The organism is Tenacibaculum sp. Mcav3-52 (genome assembly GCF_022347665.1).
Taxonomy (GTDB): Bacteria; Bacteroidota; Bacteroidia; order Flavobacteriales; family Flavobacteriaceae; genus Polaribacter; species Polaribacter mesophilus.
Genome location: NZ_JAKRGE010000003.1, coordinates 427,118 through 443,921, shown reverse-complemented (window position 1 = coordinate 443,921; position 16,804 = coordinate 427,118). Strand labels below are relative to the sequence as shown.

Genomic DNA, 16,804 nt, shown 5'->3' with positions numbered 1-16,804 from the left:
ATGAATAAAAAGTACGATTATCTTATAGTAGGAGCTGGTTTATACGGAAGTATCTTTGCCTATGAAGCAGCTAAAAAAGGGAAAAAATGTTTAGTTATAGATAAGAGAACTCATAAAGGAGGTAATGTTTACTGTGAAGAAAATAAAGGAATAAATATTCATAAATATGGAGCACACATATTTCATACAAACGATAAAGAAATTTGGGATTATGTAAATCAATTTGCTGAATTTAATAACTATACAAACTCTCCTGTAAGTATATCAAAAGGAAAACTATACAATTTGCCCTTTAATATGAATACATTTAATCAACTATGGGGGGTTATAACACCTAAAGAGGCTAAAAGTATAATAAATGAGCAGATTGAAAAATATGGAGTAAAGAAACCCAAAAACTTAGAAGAACAGGCTTTATCTTTAATAGGAAAAGATGTATATGAAACTTTGATAAAAGAATATACAGAAAAACAATGGGGAAGAAAAGCGACTGAACTTCCTGCGTTTATTATAAAGAGGTTACCGGTGCGTTATACTTACGATAATAATTATTTTAAAGATAGGTATCAAGGGATACCTATTGGAGGTTATAATGTTATAATAGAAGCACTTCTTAAAGATATAGAAGTTAAGCTAAATGTAGATTTTTTTAAAGAAAGGGAGAAGTTTGAGCAATTAGCTACTAAAATTGTATTTACAGGAAAGATTGATGAGTATTTTAATTATGAATTTGGAGAGTTAGAGTATAGGTCATTACGTTTTGAACATGAAGAATTAGAAGAAGATAATTATCAAGGAAATGCTGTAGTTAATTACAATGACCTTGATTATAAGTTTACTCGTATAATAGAACATAAACATTTTGAGTTTGGAACTCAAAAGAACACAATTATAACAAGAGAATACCCAGAAAATTGGAATAGAGAAAAGGAAGCATATTATCCAGTAAATGATGAAGCAAATTCAGCATTGTATAAGAAGTATAAAAAACTTTCTGAGTCAAAGAATAATGTGATCTTTGGAGGTAGATTAGCAGAGTATAAATACTATGATATGCATCAGGTAATAGCAGCATCGTTAAAAAGGGTAAAGAAAGAGTTTTTATAGAAGTGATTGAAATTGTTATAAATGCGATTTCCTTTTTAAAAAAGGAAGGTTCTATACTTTATCCAACTGATACAGTTTGGGGATTGGGTTGTGATGCAACTAACCAAGAAGCTGTTAAGAAAATCTATCAATTAAAAAATAGAGAAGAATCGAAGAGTCTAATTATTTTGGTAGACTCTATTGAAATGTTGCAAAACCATGTAGGTAATATTCCTGAAAAAGCTTTGGAAATTTTAAAGACATCAGTAAAACCTACTACTATTATTTACAATAACCCAAAAGGATTAGCAGCTAACACCATTGCTGTAGACAATACAATTGCTATTCGTATTCCAAAGGATGAGTTTTGTATTCAGCTAATTAAAGGGTTTGGAAAACCTATTGTTTCTACTTCTGCAAACGTAAGTGGAGAGCCCACTCCAAAATCATTTTCAGAAATAAACGAAGCAATTTTAAAGAATGTAGATTATGTGGTAGATTTGCATCAAGAAAAAATAGCAGAAAAGTCTTCAACGATTTTAAAAATTGAAGGTGACGATGTTATTGTGATTAGAGAATAATTTGTATGCAAAAACAATATTTTAAGGAAGCAATTTCTGCAGAAATATTTCAATATATATCCCAAGCCGCTATAGAACTACAACTAGAGAGTTATGTAATTGGTGGCTTTGTACGTGACTTTATCTTACAACGTGGTACAGCCAAAGATGTTGATGTGGTTGCAGTTGGAAGTGGAATAGATTTAGCACAAAAAGTAGCTGAATTACTACCCAATAAGCCAAAAGTCCAGGTATTTAAGACTTACGGAACAGCTATGTTGCGTTTTCAAGATATTGAAATAGAATTTGTTGGGGCTAGAAAAGAATCATATTCGGAAGAAAGTAGAAACCCTAAAGTTTCTGAAGGAACCTTAGAAGACGATCAAAATAGGAGAGATTTTACAATTAATGCTTTAGCATTAAGTTTAAATGAAGGTGATTTCGGATTGTTACTTGATCCTTTCGGAGGAATGGCTGATTTGGAAGCTAAAATAATTAGAACTCCCTTAGATCCAGATATTACCTATTCTGATGATCCACTACGCATGATGCGTGCCATTCGTTTTGCTACACAATTGAACTTTGAAATAGAAGAACAATCATTAAATGCAATAACAAAAAATTCTTCGAGAATTAAAATTATAACTCGTGAACGCATTGTGGTTGAACTGAATAAAATATTGGAAGCTCCAGTTCCATCAACTGGATTCTTGTTACTTGAAAAAACAGGCTTATTAGATCTAATTATTCCTGAATTAACTGCTTTAAAAGGGGTAGAAGAAGTAGAGGGACAAAAGCACAAAGATAATTTTTACCACACCTTAGAAGTAGTTGATAATATTTCTGAGAATACGGAGGATGTTTGGCTTCGTTGGGCAGCATTGTTGCACGATATTGGTAAAGCGCCAACGAAACGTTATCACAAAAAAATAGGTTGGACGTTCCACTCTCATGAATTTGTGGGATCGAAGATGGTATACAAGTTATTTAAACGTTTAAAAATGCCATTGAACAATAAGATGAAATTTGTTCAAAAGATGGTGATGTTGAGCTCTCGTCCGATTGTTTTAGCGAGTGAAGTGACAGACTCTGCTGTACGTCGTTTAATTTTCGATGCAGGAGATGATGTAGAGTCTTTAATGACCTTATGCGAAGCAGATATTACAACGAAAAACCCAAAGAAATTTAAACGTTATCACAAGAATTTTGAGATTGTTCGTCAAAAAATTAAAGAAGTTGAAGAACGTGATAGAGTACGTAACTTTCAACCTCCAATTACTGGAGAAGAAATAATGGAAGCTTTCAATTTGCAGCCTTGTAGAGAAATAGGTCAGATAAAAGAAGCGATTAAAGAAGCCATTTTAGATGGCAAAATACCTAATGAACACGAGGCTTCTTACCAGTTTATGTTGGAAAAAGGAGTACAGTTAGGATTAAAAACAAATCAATAAAAAAAGAGAAGCTAATGCTTCTCTTTTTTTATTATCCTAAAGACTGCATTTCTACAAGTTTTTTATATGTTCCGCTTTTAGATATTAATTCTTCATGAGTTCCCTGTTCTACAATTTTACCTTTTTTCATTACTACAATCATATCTGCTTTTTGAATGGTAGATAAACGATGTGCAATTACAACTGAAGTTCTATTTTGCATCATTTTTTCTAAAGCATCTTGTACTAATTTTTCTGATTCTGTATCTAAAGCCGATGTTGCTTCATCTAAAATCATGATCGGAGGATTTTTAAGTACAGCACGCGCAATACTTAAACGTTGCTTTTGCCCTCCAGACAATTTATTTCCACTATCTCCAATATTGGTGTCATAACCATTTGGTAAATCTTTAATAAACTCGTGTGCATTGGCTATTTTAGCAGCTTCAATAATTTCTTCGTTGCTTTTACCTTCAACTCCTAAAGTAATGTTGTTTTTTACAGTATCGTTAAATAAAATAGAGTCTTGTGTAACTAGGCCCTCTAGTTGTCTTAATGACTGTTTTTTAAGGTTTCTTATATCTATTCCATCAAGTAGAATGGTACCTTTATTTACATCATAAAAACGAGTTAATAAATTAGCAATGGTTGATTTACCACTTCCTGATTGCCCTACTAAAGCAATCATTTTTCCTTTAGGAATAGTTAAGGAGAAATCTTTTAAAACATATTCATTTTCGTATTTAAAAGAAACGTTTTCTATAACAATTTTAGTATCAAAAGTCTTCTTATCAACAGCATTGTGAATATCTTTTAAAGGATTGCTAGTTTCTAAAACTTCTAAGATACGTTCAGCAGCAGCGTTTCCTTTTTTAACTCCGTAGCTAGCTTTAGAAATAGCTTTAGCAGGTGTTAAAATATTATAAGCTAACCCCATATAAGCAATGAAGTCTTCTCCTTGTAACGTACCTTCTTCTAAAACTAATATACCTCCATACCAAAGTAATACAGCGATAACACCAATTCCTAAAAACTCACTAGCTGGACTTGCTAAATTTGTTCTATTAAGTAGAGTATTGGAAAAATGGTAAAAACGATTGGTTGATTTTTCAAATTTCTGTTGAAATTCTTTTTCAGCAGTGAAGCCTTTAATTACTTTTAGTCCTCCTAAAGTTTCTTCTAAAAGCGATAAGAAATATCCCTGTTCTTTTTGTACACTATCTGATTTTCGCTTTAAGCTTTTACCAATTAGAGAAATAACATATCCGGAAATAGGAATAAAAACAAACACAAAAAGAGTAAGTTTAAAACTAATAGCTATCATTGCAGTAATGGTGAAAATAATAGTTAAAGGCTCTCTTACCAACATTTCCAAGATAGATAAAAATGAATGCTGGATTTCCAATACATCAGTTCCTATTCTAGCCATGGTGTCACCTTTTCTTTTTTCAGAAAAATAGGAGATAGGTAATTCTATAGTCTTTCTATATAAATCATTTCGAATATCTTTTAAAACACCATTTCTTAAAAAAGTAATGAAATACATAGCTAAGTAGTTAAAAATATTCTTAAAAAAGAACGTAGTTATAACTAAACCTACAACAACCATTAATGTTTTTGATTTATCGTCACCAGCAATTTCATATACATAATAAGAAACATTAGCCTTAAAATAGTCAATTATTTTTGTAATACTTTCAAAAACTGGTTTTTCAGTTACTTTAATAGTATTTGGTTTAAAAATAACCTCTAACATAGGCATTAATACCAAGAAAGAAAGTGTAGAAAAAAGAGCATATAAGATATTAAATAATACATTTAAATAGCCATACTTTTTATATGGAATAGCATATTTAATAATCTTTTTAAAGTAGTCCATTATAGGTTTAATTCTTTTATAATTCGTTGTATTTTGGTGTCTAGCTCTTCTTCTACAGCCTTAGCATTGGAAATATCATTTAATTTACTGTTAACGCTAAAGTAGAATTTAATCTTTGGTTCAGTACCACTTGGGCGAGCGGCAATTTTAGTTCCGTCTTGGGTTTGATAGATTAATACATTTGATTTAGGAATATCAATTGCAGTTTCTTCACCAGTTAGTAAGTTTTTTCTTATTGAAGATTGATAATCATACAAATATTCAACTTTAGTACCATCTATTTCAGTTAATGGATTGTTGCGTAAATCAATCATCATTTGTTTGATTTGTTGCGCACCGTCCATTCCTTTTTTCACTAAAGAAATCAAATGTTCTTTGTATAAATGATGACGTGTGTATAAGTTTAATAATTCTTTATAAAAAGAACTATTATTAGCTTTTGCATTAGCTGCAATTTCACAAGCAAGTAGGGCAGAGGTAACTGCATCTTTATCGCGAACAAAATCACCTACCATATAGCCAAAACTCTCTTCGCCACCACCAATAAAATTAAGTTCTGGGTGATCTTTGATCATTTTAGCAATCCATTTGAAACCTGTTAAACCAACTTTAGTTTCAACTCCATAAGAATCAGCAATTTCATTGACCAAATTAGTAGAAACTATCGTAGAACCTACGAATTGCTTTCCGTTTAGTTTTCCTCGTTTTTTCCAATCGTTGATTAAGAAATTGGTCATCATACTCATGGTTTGATTTCCGTTTAACAAGGTCATGTTTCCATCTATATCTCTTACTGCTATTCCAATTCTATCTGAATCTGGATCAGTTCCTAAAACAATATCGGCGTCAATTTTATTAGCCAAATCTACGGCCATTTTAAGAGCTGCTGGTTCTTCAGGATTTGGAGATTCAACCGTAGAAAAATCACCATCAGGAATGGCTTGTTCTTCAACAATATGAACCTGTGTATATCCCGCACGTTTTAAAACTTCAGGAATTAATTTGATTGAAGTTCCGTGTAACGAAGTAAATACAATTTTTAAATCTTCACGTCCTTTTATATCAAAAGTACCATTGGCTAAGGAAGCTTTCCAAAAAGCTTCATCTATTTCACTTCCTATAGAAGTAATTAATTCTTCTTTCGTATTGAAATTGATTTCAGAAAAAGCTAACGAATTTACTTCATTAATGATTTCTGTATCTTGTGGAGGTACTATTTGTCCGCCATCATTCCAATATACTTTATATCCGTTATATTCTGGTGGGTTATGAGAAGCTGTTAAAACAATTCCAGCATCACACCCTAAGTAATTTACAGCGAAAGACAATTCTGGGGTGGGACGCATATCTTCAAATAAAAATACTTGAATGTTATTTGCTGATAACACATTAGCAACCACCTTTGCTAACCATTCACTATCATGACGGCAATCATAACCGATAGCTACTTTTAACGCTTTATTAGGGTGTGTTTTATATAAGTAATTACTTAACCCTTGAGTAGCCTTTCCTAAAGTATATTTATTAATTCGGTTAGTACCTACACCTACAACTCCACGCATTCCACCCGTTCCGAATTCTAGGTTTTTATAAAAACGATCAGCTAAATCCTCAGCACTAGAGCTGATTAATTGCTGAATTTCTTGTTGTGTTTCTGAATCGAAAGTGTCAGAAAGCCATTGTTTAGCGTTGTTTAAAATCTCTTTCATGTGTAAAATTTAAAAACATACAAAGATACGGGTTTAAAAGTTCAGTTTTTCTTTGATTGTATAATGTTTTTGTTGCGGATTACTCTTAATAATCAGCTCGCCTAAAAAGCCTGCTAAAAATAAAAGTGTACCTAAAACCATAGAGGTTAAGGCAATGTAAAACCAAGGGTTACTGGTAACAAGTATTGTTTTGGTACCTGTAGAGAGATGGTAAATTTTCATCGCTCCAATATAAAAGGCTGAAAGGAAACCAAAGATGAACATTAACGTTCCCCACAAGCCAAAAAAGTGCATAGGACGTTTTCCAAATTTAGATAAAAATGAAATGGTAATTAAGTCTAAAAATCCATTTACAAAGCGATCCATACCAAATTTTGTCTCTCCATATTTTCTAGCTTGATGCTGTACTATCTTTTCATCAATACGGTTGAATCCTTCATTTTTAGCTAGCACAGGAATGTATCTGTGCATTTCACCACTTACTTTTACAGCTTTCACTACTTCATTTTTATAAGCTTTTAGTCCGCAGTTAAAATCATGTAATTTTAACCCTGATGTTTTACGTGCTGCCCAATTGAATAGCTTAGATGGAATATTTTTAGTGACTACATTGTCATAGCGTTTTCTCTTCCATCCAGAAATTAAATCAAAATTATCTTCAGTGATTAAACGGTATAGTTCAGGAATTTCATCCGGACTGTCTTGTAAATCGGCATCCATGGTAATTACAACGCGCCCTTGTACTAAGCTAAAACCAGCGTCTAAGGCTTGGGATTTCCCATAATTCTTCTGGAATCGTAAGCCTTTTACTTCTTGGTGTTGTTGCGATAACTCATGTATTATTTTCCATGAATTATCAGTACTACCATCGTCAATAAAGATAAGTTCATATAAAAATTGATTGGATTGCATAACTTTTGCAATCCAATCATATAATTCTGGTAAAGATTCTTCTTCGTTAAGAAGTGGTATTACTACCGATATATCCATATATTTTATTCGATGTTAAAAAAAGGTAAAGTTACGAAGTATTACTTTTATGTAAAACTTTTACTACTTTAAACTATTTTTAATATTGATTTTCTTCTGTTTTTTTCATGATAGCACCGGCAATAGCAGATACTACAAAGCCAAGAAAAATATAAAATAAAAACCCTAAAGCGTCTCCAATAAGAGTTCCTTGAAACTTAGATTGCATAGTTAATTGAGTATCAACTTGCTCGTCTGTTAAACCGGCGTCTAGTAATTTTTGAGTTTGGAATTCGTTTAATTGGTTATAGAAATCTGGTTCAATAAGACCAGTGAAAATATGACTATAGATAATACTTATTAAAGCGCCAATGGCAACAACACCTACACCTATTTTTAAAGCTTGCCCCCAAATTAACAAAGAATTATTATCTTTTTTAAATTTTTTAATAGCTAAAATAGGAAGAGCAATAATACATGCAGCTAACACAATTATATTAATTATTCCTCCCACAGTATCGAAGGTCATACCCAAAGCGTAAATTATAAGGTTGGTTAAAACTATAGCTCCTCCGTAAATTAATCCATAGTTTAAAATGATGTTTTTGCTGTTTGTTTGATTTTCCATTGTGTGATTTTAGTTAGTGATACAAATATATTCTTTTTTAATGTTACGTTTATTTAATACTGGTAAAAGCAAAAAATAACAACAACAAACTATTAGTATTCAAAAACTTAGAAATGTTACAGTTTTTTTATTGAAATTTTGTTGTTTTTTACGAAAAAATGGTTGTAAATTTGCATCGGCAAGTCCTACACAACCAGCTCCCTTTGAATCCCCCAGGGCGGGAACGCAGCAAGGGTATTAGGTCGTAGCGGTGTGATGTAGGTAGCTTGCCTTTTTTTGTGTCCAATAGTTTCGTTTATTCCTCCTCTTCTTCGTTTTTCATTTTCTTATCACTTCTAGGGTGATGATCTTCTACTACTTTTTTGAGAAAACTAGTGTCTAAATGCACATAAATCTCTGTAGTTGTAATGCTTTCATGTCCTAATAATTGTTGAATAACACGTAAATCAGCTCCATTCTTAAGTAAATAGGTGGCAAAAGAATGCCTTAATGTATGCGGACCAATACTTTTTTGAAGATTGATTTTTTGGGCTAACTCTTTTAGAATTATAAAAATCATTTGTCTAGTTAAACGTTTTCCTCTTCTATTTAAGAAAACAGTGTCTTCATCTTCTTTTTTTGGAGTAATTTGAGACCTGATTTCATTAATATAAAAGCTAAGTCTATGAATTGTTGTAATGTGTATTGGAACAAAACGATATTTATTTCCTTTTCCTAGTATGCGTATATATCCTTCGTCGAAGAATAAATCGGATAATTGTAAATTAATCAGTTCACTCACACGAAGACCACAACTATAAATAGTTTCAATAATAGTCTTGTTGCGTTCTCCTTGTGGATGACTTAAATCGATGGCAGCTATTAATTTATCTATATCTTCTTTTTCTAAAGTATCTGGTAACTTTTTAATAATGTTAGGGCTTTCTACTAAATCAGTTGGGTTGTCTTCTCGATAATCTTCAAATACCAGAAAATCAAAAAAGCTACGTAAACCTGAAATTAATCTAGCTTGACTACGAGCATTGATACTTTTGCTAGTTTCATAGATGAATTGCTGAATAGTATCTGCAGCTATATAAATTGGGGAAGGAGAGTTTTCTAGATTATCTAAAAATAAGAATAGCTTATTTACATCCCTTTGATAGCTGTCTATAGAGTTTTTTGAAAGTCCTCTTTCAATTTTTAAAAAGTTAGTATAATCAGATATAGCTTGTTTCCAGTTCATTATAAAAAGAAGTGCTTTTATTAGAAAAAGACATTATTAAGAATAGAAATAAAATTATTTTAGTGCAGCACAAAATTAAAATTATAAATTAAAAAACTATAAAAAAAATATTAGTAGTAATTACTATGGTAGCTGCTGGTTTTACAGCGAATGCACAAGAAGCTAATGGATAAACAGCAAAAGGGAAATGGGTTATTGAAGTAAATACAGGTAATACTTCTTTTTCTTAGGCTATTTCGAATGGAAACACGTAATGGAGTTTAGGTTTAGGTGGAGGTTATTTTGTAGCAGATGATTTAGCTATAAAAGCTGGAATTGGGTATGCAGATAATGGTTTTATTGATGCATTCGTATATAAATTAGGAGCAGAATACTATATTGATAGTCAATTTCCTGTAAGTGTAGATTTCACTGGAAACACTAATTCTAATTTAAAACGGTTAGGCTTACAAACAAGTTATGCATGGTTTTTAGGAGAAAACGTAAGTTTAAAACCAGATGTTAGATATAATGTTGATTTAGATAATCAAAGTGTTGTTTTTAAAGGATTTATAGGTTTCGCTTTGTGTTTTTAAGAATAAACAAGAAATAAGTAAAAAATATTTTTTTAGTTAACTTTTTTATTCTTAGTGTTTTAAATGGTGTTGTGTGTTTTAACCTCTTTTTTATTAAAAAAAGAGCAACTAGATTCTTAATTAAATGTATATTTGCCGGCTCAAAACAAAACTTATAAAACAAAAATTATGAAAAAATTTTTAGTAGTTGCTATGATGGCTTTCGGTTTAGCTGTTAATGCACAAGAAACAGAATTAAACGTTGGTGGAACTATTGGTTTACCTGTTGGAGATGCTGATAAAGCTAATGTAACTGGAGCAATTGAAGCTAACTATTTATTCAAGCTTAATGATAAGTTTAAGGTTGGACCATCTGTATCTTATTTGCATTTTCAACAAGAAATAGCTGATGTAGCTTTTATTCCAGTAGCTGTAGCAGGTCGTTATAGTTTTGCTGATAAATTTTCAGTAGGTACTGATTTAGGGTATGGTATTGGTGTAAGACCTTCAGCAAATAAAGAAAGTGGTTTTTACTACCGTGCTTTAGTTGGTTACCAAGTAACTGAAAAAATTAATTTACATGTAGATTATACAGGTGTTTCAGGTGATGACCTTTTAGGTAACCCAGCTACAATTGGAATTGGAGGAACTTATTCTTTCTCTTTATAGTAACAGACTTTACAATAAGAAAAAAGGAAGCAAATTTGCTTCCTTTTTTTATGCTTAAAAGTTAAAAAGAGTATTTTTACTTTAGAAAATATTAAGAATGAAAAAAGTAATCATAATTAATGGGCCTAATTTGAATTTATTAGGGAAGCGTGAACCAACTATTTATGGAGCAAGCACTTTTGAGGACTATTTGAAAGAATTAAAAAATAAATATGTAGATATTCAGTTAGAATATTTTCAGTCGAATATTGAAGGAGAAATAATAGATAAACTGCATGAAGTTGGTTTTAATTATAATGGTATTATTCTAAATGCAGCAGCTTATACCCATACTTCTGTTGGTATTGGTGACGCTGTAAAAGGTATAGAAACTCCTGTGGTTGAAGTGCATATATCTAATATACATGCTCGTGAAGAGTTTCGTCATGTAAGTTATATAGCTCCAAATGCAAAAGGAGTTATTTTTGGTTTTGGCTTGAAAGGGTATGAATTAGCGCTTCAAAGTTTTTTGTAAATACCAATAACGTATTCCTAAAAATACAAATAAAGGAATCATAGGGTAGGTATATAACTGTACTTTAGTTAACCATACAAATGGTATAATTATTAAAAAAAATAATAGAACTAGACAGTATTTATAAACCCAAATAGGAGGTTCTTTTTTTAACAAGAAAAAAGCTATGATAAGATTTGGAGCAAACGCCCATAAAAAGTTAAAGTTACTTGGAGCTGTGGAGTGATTGGTAAAGAACCATAAGAACACAATTAACAATCCTAAAGTTCCTGTGGTGAAAAATAAAACAAAATCAAACCATTTACTTCTTTTAGAGTTTTTAATGTCTTTATAAGTAATAAATAATCCCAGTAGAGAGAATAATAAAATAATTAAAAACGGACTAAAAGCATCACTTTTTGATTCTTTCTCTTTAAAATCGAGCAAGATATTAGTTTTTTGTACTAATTTTTCTTCTTTTTCACCTTTAATTACCCTAGATGCTTTTAAAGCTTCAAAAACATAATCGGGCAGATATAAATATTCTAAAGGTGTTGCAATTTTATCTAATTTACTTCCCAATGCAATATTAATTCCTAAACTACCCCAAGTGTTCGGATTGATTTCTTTGTTCATTAATTGTCTTAGAGATTGTTTTTTAGTAACAAAATCATCCTTAAAAACTAAATTATCACTTGTGATTTTTTGAATTATATCACGAGGTCTAGTAGCGCAGTTATCAAAAAAAGGGTCGTAAAAATAGCTTGCATTTTCAGGTAGAGAATTTGTTTCTAAAAACTGAAAGAACTCATTTCTTTGTTGCTGTGTTAAATTTAAAACTTGCTCTTTAACCCAACGTTTGTCTTGTTGAGCACTTTTTAAAGATAAATGAAACGGATAACGAGCTAATTTATATTTCATATATCCTTTAGTAAAGTTTACATAAAAGTTAGGGTCGTCAAAATCAAAAATACCATAGTTGTAGAGTAAATCTAACTGTAAAACAGGATCTTTCACACGGATAGCTGTGTGTCCAAATTTCTCATATAAAGCTTCTCCAGGACCAGAAGTAATGATACTGATTTGAGAAAACTTAGATAAACCTAAAGTATTAACTCTTTGAGAAAAACCTAGGTTAATAACTGCTAAAAAAAGTAAAAGAAATACATGTTTTTTTATCATCATAAGGATATGAGAAGGTTATTGTTGGTGTTTATACAAATATCATAAATCTGATTAATATAATTGGGGTTTTTAAGGTTATTGTTTAAGGTTTAATTCCAAGAGTTTCATGAATAAACTTTGAAATACGTTGCTCTAGCCACTTGTTTTCTGTATTAGAAAAAGAAGATATAAAACCAACATGACCTCCATAATTTGGTGTGGATAAATAAAAGTTTTTCATGTTTTTAGCTTCTTTTATTGGGTAACACTCTTTTGATAAAAAACTATCATCTAAAGCATTTATGAGTAATGTAGGTACTTTTATTTCAGGAATGAAAGGTTTTGCACTTGCTTTTTCCCAATAATCCTCTGAACTTTTAAATCCAAAAACAGGAACTGTATATTGTTTTTCTAAATGTCTAAATTTATTTGCTTTGAATAAAAGTTCTTTATCAAGCTGAAAATCAGGAAACTTTTCGGCTTTTTGTAACAGTTTCAACTTCATGGTACGTAAAAACTCATTTAGGTAAATTTTGTTTTTTAGTTTGTTTAATTCGGCTTGAGATGATGTTAAATCCACAGGGACAGATACAGCTATTCCTCCTTTTATTTCGGAAGGAATATTGTTATACTCTCCTAAAAACTTCAGTGTTAGGTTACCTCCTAAGCTAAAACCAATAATTATAATATTTTCGTAATTATAATTGCTGTTTAAATGTTTAATAATAAACTCAACATCATCAGTTTTTCCACTATGGTAAGTTTCTAAAAGTAAATTATCTTCTCCGCTGCAACCTCTTAAGTTCATGCAAACTGTATCGAAACCAATATTGTTTAAATGATTAGATGTTCTGATCATATAGTTTGATTGAGAACTTCCTTCTAGTCCGTGAATTAATAACACAAGTGATTTAGATTCTACTATGGAAAAATCTAAATCAATAAAATCAGCATCCCAGGTTGTGACTCTTTTTCGGTTATATTCAATAGTGTCTTTCATGAATAAAGGTCGGTAAACAGTGTTGAAATGAGCACTTTTAAAAGGTAAACTAGGAGAAAATGTATCTGAAATGATTGGCATAATACTATTTTATAGCTTTTTAAACAAAGATGACAAAAAATAGCTAAAATGTAAAAACCATTGAATGATTTCTTATTTTAGCTGTAAATTATGAATACTATGAATATTAAAAAATATATCCCTAATTTATTAACTTTAGGAAACCTGTTATGTGGTACTATTGCTACTATTTTTGCTATAAAAGGTGATTTTTTTGCTACAGCAATTTTGGTAATGCTAGGGATACTTTTTGATTTTTTTGATGGATTTGCCGCTCGTATGTTAAAGGTACAGGGTGAATTAGGAAAACAGTTAGATAGTTTAGCAGATATGGTAACGAGTGGGGTAGTACCGGGAATTGTAATGATGCAAATGTTGGTGAATGCTTTAGACATAGATGCTGTTGGATATTTTGGAGTTGATGAATACGGAGCAACAGGTAGTAACTTACCATATTTAGGATTATTGTTAACACTGGGAGCTGGATATCGTTTAGCGAAGTTTAATATTGATGAGCGTCAATCTGATAGTTTTATAGGTGTGCCGACACCAGCAATGAGTTTATTTGTGATTTCATTGCCATTAATAGCTCAATTTGATAAAGAATCGTTTTTAATAGGTTTTATTGAAAATCAATACTTTTTGATATTAATTACAATACTATTTACGTACCTAATGAATGCTGAAATTCCGTTATTCTCTTTAAAGTTTAAAAACTTTTATTTTAAAGATAATGTGATTAAGTATGTGTTTTTAACTTTGTCGGTTATATTAATTGTAACGCTAAAAATAGTAGCAATTCCAATGATTATTCTTTCTTATGTAATACTATCTATAGTAAATAATTCAGACAAAAAGCTTTCTTTAAAATAGAATTAGTTACCCTTTTAAATAAAACAAAAAAGCACGTTATAAATCAACGTGCTTTTTTGTTTTTGAAAGTTGTTTTAGGTGTCTTTTTAAGTTTTAAAAATATTACTTATAAAATGGTAATTGTCTAAAGATATTTTATCTTCAACAAAGACTTTACTTATAAGTTTGTTTTTTGATAACTCTCCTTTTTTATACACATCCCAGCTTTCGTTATTTCTATTGGTTAATATAATTTTATCAGCGTTTATTTCAAAGTTGCACCAATCATTATAATTAGCTATTTTTTTATAGCCATGATCAGAAACTTTAATGTTTCCTTTCACCTCTAAGCCTTTTATATCAATTGAAAGATTACAGAAATCAACAAAGCTCATATTATCGGCAGGTACTACAAGAAATGAATTAACATTTCCTTTTTTTCTATATAGTTTAAAACCTTCTTTTAAATTATGAGTGCGGTATGCTTCTGAGAAAGAAGAGAAGATATCTTCTTCTTTTGCGTTTTCAATTATAAAATGATTTTGTGTTACAGCTTGATTATCAAATTTCTTCTTTTTAAGCTCAAAATCCTTTCCAAGATATACTCTACGAACAGTTTCGTCTTCAGCCAGTTCTTCAGGAGTTCCTTCTTTTAAAATACCTCCATTATACATTAAGTAAGTTCTATCTGTGATTGCCAATGTTGCTTGTACATCATGATCGGTAATTAAAATACCAATATTTTTATTTTTCAGCTGTGCTACAATTCCTTGAATATCTTCCACCGCAATAGGATCTACACCAGCAAAAGGCTCATCTAATAAAATGAATTTAGGGTCAGAAGCTAAACAACGTGCTATTTCTGTTCTACGACGCTCGCCACCAGATAACAAATCACCACGGTTTTTACGTACATGTCCTAAACTAAATTCATCAATTAGCTCTTCTAAACGTTGTTTTCTTTCAGCTTTAGTTCTGTCAGTAAATTCAAGAACTGACATAATATTATCTTCCACTGAAAGTTTTCTAAAAACAGAAGCTTCTTGTGCTAAATAACCAATTCCTTTTTGAGAACGTTTGTACATAGCATCGGTAGTAATTTCTTCATCATCTAAAAAAATATGACCATCATTAGGTTTAATCATTCCTACTATCATATAAAAAGAGGTTGTTTTACCAGCTCCGTTAGGACCTAATAATCCAATAATTTCACCTTGCTCAACCTCTAAAGAAATTCCTTTAACTACTTTTCTACTACCGTATACCTTTTGTATGTTGTTTGCTCTTAACTTCATTTATTTTTGTTGAAAATAGAATTGATTAAAGAATAAAAGTAACAAAACTGTTTCTTAAAAACTTCTTAAATCAATTTATACATAAATTAAGCTTCGTTTTCTAAAGCTTCCCAAAACTCTACAGCTCTTCTTAAATGAGGAATAACAATAGTACCGCCTACTAATGTAGCAATGCTCATGGTTTCCATCATTTCCTCTTTTGTTACACCATTTTTATATGCTGTTTCTAAATGGTAAGCAATACAGTCATCACAACGTAATACAGCAGAAGCTACTAAGCCTAAAAGTTCTTTTGTTTTTACGGGAAGATGTCCTTCTGTGTATGCGTTAGTATCTAAATTAAAAATACGTTTGATTACTTTATTATCTGAAGCTAAAATCTTTTCGTTCATTTTAGCACGATAGTCGTTAAACTCTTGGATTTTTTGTGACATTTTTTTGTTGTTTTTTTATGACAAATTTTGATACATATATACTCATCTCATATAAGATCATAATAGGAACTGATACTATTATTTGGCTAGCCACATCTGGAGGTGTAATAATTGCAGATAATACCAACACCACTACTAAGGCGTGCTTACGATATTTTCTTAAAAAATCTGGTGTAATCAATCCTATCTTAGAAAGAAAGAAAATAACTACAGGAAGTTCAAAAAATATAGCTACGCCTAATAATGTGTTAGTAATAAGACCAATATAGGCTTCTAATTTAAAATTATTTTGTATGGCGTCTGATATTTCAAAATTATAAAAGAAGTATACAGACATAGGTAAAATAACATAATAGCTAAACAAAATACCTAGGAAGAATAGAAAAGAAGAAGTAAAAATAAATCCTTTTGATTTTTTCTTTTCACTTTCGTGTAAACCAGGAGCTATAAATCGCCAAAATTCCCATAAAATATAAGGAAATGCAACTACAAAACCTAAAATTAGAGAAGACCAAATCCCTGTCATTAATTGTTGAGTAGGGTTTAAAGCTTGTAGTGTTTGTTTGAATTTTATTGTACAAAAGCTACTGTCAATTCCAATAGAAGAAAATACTTTACAAAAGAATTGATAGGTTGCAAAATCGGGTTTTAGATGAGCTAAAAGTATCTCGTTAAAAACAAAATTAATGTTTGCAAAAATTACAATTGCAACAATAAAAATAGCTACAAAACTTCTTACTAAATGCCATCTTAGCTCTTCAAGATGGTCTAAAAAAGACATTTCTTTTTCTGCCATC

The 16,804-nt window shown here is 30.7% G+C and carries 15 protein-coding genes, 1 other RNA gene and 1 pseudogene; 7 read left to right on the top strand and 10 right to left on the bottom strand.

Annotated elements, in window-relative coordinates:
- The 3 genes from glf to MHM83_RS11310 are packed head-to-tail and all read left to right on the top strand — an operon-like array spanning nt 1 to nt 3,097.
- A complete protein-coding gene (gene glf / locus MHM83_RS11320; protein ID WP_239179842.1) occupies nt 1-1,107 on the top strand; it encodes a UDP-galactopyranose mutase in 1,107 nt (368 codons plus the stop codon).
- A 2-nt stretch (nt 1,108-1,109) separates the two neighbouring features.
- Nucleotides 1,110-1,667: an L-threonylcarbamoyladenylate synthase gene (locus MHM83_RS11315; RefSeq protein WP_239179841.1), complete on the top strand. Its 558-nt coding sequence runs from the start codon at nt 1,110-1,112 to the stop codon at nt 1,665-1,667.
- Between the two features lie 5 nt (nt 1,668-1,672).
- Complete coding sequence (locus tag MHM83_RS11310; protein ID WP_239179839.1) at nt 1,673-3,097, top strand: CCA tRNA nucleotidyltransferase; 1,425 nt, start codon at nt 1,673-1,675, stop codon at nt 3,095-3,097.
- Between the two features lie 31 nt (nt 3,098-3,128).
- On the opposite strand, the gene MHM83_RS11305 is transcribed toward MHM83_RS11310, so the two are convergent.
- The 4 genes from MHM83_RS11305 to MHM83_RS11290 all read right to left on the bottom strand — a co-directional run bounded on the left by MHM83_RS11305 (nt 3,129) and on the right by MHM83_RS11290 (nt 8,261).
- On the bottom strand, nt 3,129-4,955 hold the full coding sequence (locus tag MHM83_RS11305; RefSeq protein WP_239179837.1) for an ABC transporter ATP-binding protein: 1,827 nt from the start codon (nt 4,953-4,955) through the stop codon (nt 3,129-3,131).
- Nucleotides 4,955-6,664 (bottom strand): phospho-sugar mutase, encoded by a 1,710-nt coding sequence (locus MHM83_RS11300; RefSeq protein WP_239179835.1) that lies wholly within the window; start codon nt 6,662-6,664, stop codon nt 4,955-4,957. The genes MHM83_RS11305 and MHM83_RS11300 overlap by 1 nt, the downstream gene beginning before the upstream one ends.
- Nucleotides 6,665-6,697: 33 nt before the next feature.
- Nucleotides 6,698-7,654 (bottom strand): glycosyltransferase family 2 protein, encoded by a 957-nt coding sequence (locus MHM83_RS11295; RefSeq protein WP_047788740.1) that lies wholly within the window; start codon nt 7,652-7,654, stop codon nt 6,698-6,700.
- 79 nt (nt 7,655-7,733) lie between these two features.
- On the bottom strand, nt 7,734-8,261 hold the full coding sequence (locus MHM83_RS11290; protein ID WP_239179833.1) for a DUF4199 domain-containing protein: 528 nt from the start codon (nt 8,259-8,261) through the stop codon (nt 7,734-7,736).
- 176 nt (nt 8,262-8,437) lie between these two features.
- Between MHM83_RS11290 and ffs the strand changes: the two genes are divergently transcribed.
- Nucleotides 8,438-8,536: signal recognition particle sRNA small type (gene ffs / locus MHM83_RS11285), an RNA gene on the top strand.
- Nucleotides 8,537-8,556: 20 nt separating this feature from the next.
- On the opposite strand, the gene MHM83_RS11280 is transcribed toward ffs, so the two are convergent.
- Nucleotides 8,557-9,486 (bottom strand): site-specific tyrosine recombinase, encoded by a 930-nt coding sequence (locus tag MHM83_RS11280; RefSeq protein WP_239179831.1) that lies wholly within the window; start codon nt 9,484-9,486, stop codon nt 8,557-8,559.
- Nucleotides 9,487-10,229: 743 nt separating this feature from the next.
- On the opposite strand from MHM83_RS11280, the gene MHM83_RS11275 reads away from it, so the two are divergent.
- Nucleotides 10,230-10,709 (top strand): outer membrane beta-barrel protein, encoded by a 480-nt coding sequence (locus MHM83_RS11275; protein ID WP_047788743.1) that lies wholly within the window; start codon nt 10,230-10,232, stop codon nt 10,707-10,709.
- A gap of 97 nt (nt 10,710-10,806) precedes the next feature.
- A complete protein-coding gene (gene aroQ / locus MHM83_RS11270) occupies nt 10,807-11,223 on the top strand; it encodes a type II 3-dehydroquinate dehydratase (protein WP_047788744.1) in 417 nt (138 codons plus the stop codon).
- Here aroQ and MHM83_RS11265 read toward each other — a convergent pair.
- A complete protein-coding gene (locus tag MHM83_RS11265) occupies nt 11,200-12,387 on the bottom strand; it encodes a lipoprotein N-acyltransferase Lnb domain-containing protein (RefSeq protein ID WP_239179829.1) in 1,188 nt (395 codons plus the stop codon). The two genes, aroQ and MHM83_RS11265, sit on opposite strands and share 24 nt — an antisense overlap.
- Before the next feature lie 82 nt (nt 12,388-12,469).
- Nucleotides 12,470-13,447: a YheT family hydrolase gene (locus MHM83_RS11260; RefSeq protein ID WP_047788745.1), complete on the bottom strand. Its 978-nt coding sequence runs from the start codon at nt 13,445-13,447 to the stop codon at nt 12,470-12,472.
- A gap of 99 nt (nt 13,448-13,546) precedes the next feature.
- Between MHM83_RS11260 and MHM83_RS11255 the strand changes: the two genes are divergently transcribed.
- On the top strand, nt 13,547-14,299 hold the full coding sequence (locus MHM83_RS11255; RefSeq protein WP_172644834.1) for a CDP-alcohol phosphatidyltransferase family protein: 753 nt from the start codon (nt 13,547-13,549) through the stop codon (nt 14,297-14,299).
- A gap of 545 nt (nt 14,300-14,844) precedes the next feature.
- Here MHM83_RS11255 and lptB read toward each other — a convergent pair.
- The 3 genes and pseudogenes from lptB to tatC all read right to left on the bottom strand — a co-directional run.
- Nucleotides 14,845-15,573: pseudogene (lptB, locus tag MHM83_RS11250) on the bottom strand (LPS export ABC transporter ATP-binding protein); the annotation flags it as partial.
- An 86-nt stretch (nt 15,574-15,659) separates the two neighbouring features.
- Complete coding sequence (locus MHM83_RS11245; RefSeq protein ID WP_239179827.1) at nt 15,660-16,007, bottom strand: carboxymuconolactone decarboxylase family protein; 348 nt, start codon at nt 16,005-16,007, stop codon at nt 15,660-15,662.
- Entirely contained in the window at nt 15,982-16,803 is an 822-nt protein-coding gene (gene tatC / locus MHM83_RS11240) for a twin-arginine translocase subunit TatC (RefSeq protein ID WP_047788747.1), read from the bottom strand. Before tatC ends, MHM83_RS11245 begins: the two co-directional genes overlap by 26 nt.
- Nucleotide 16,804 lies beyond the last annotated feature (1 nt).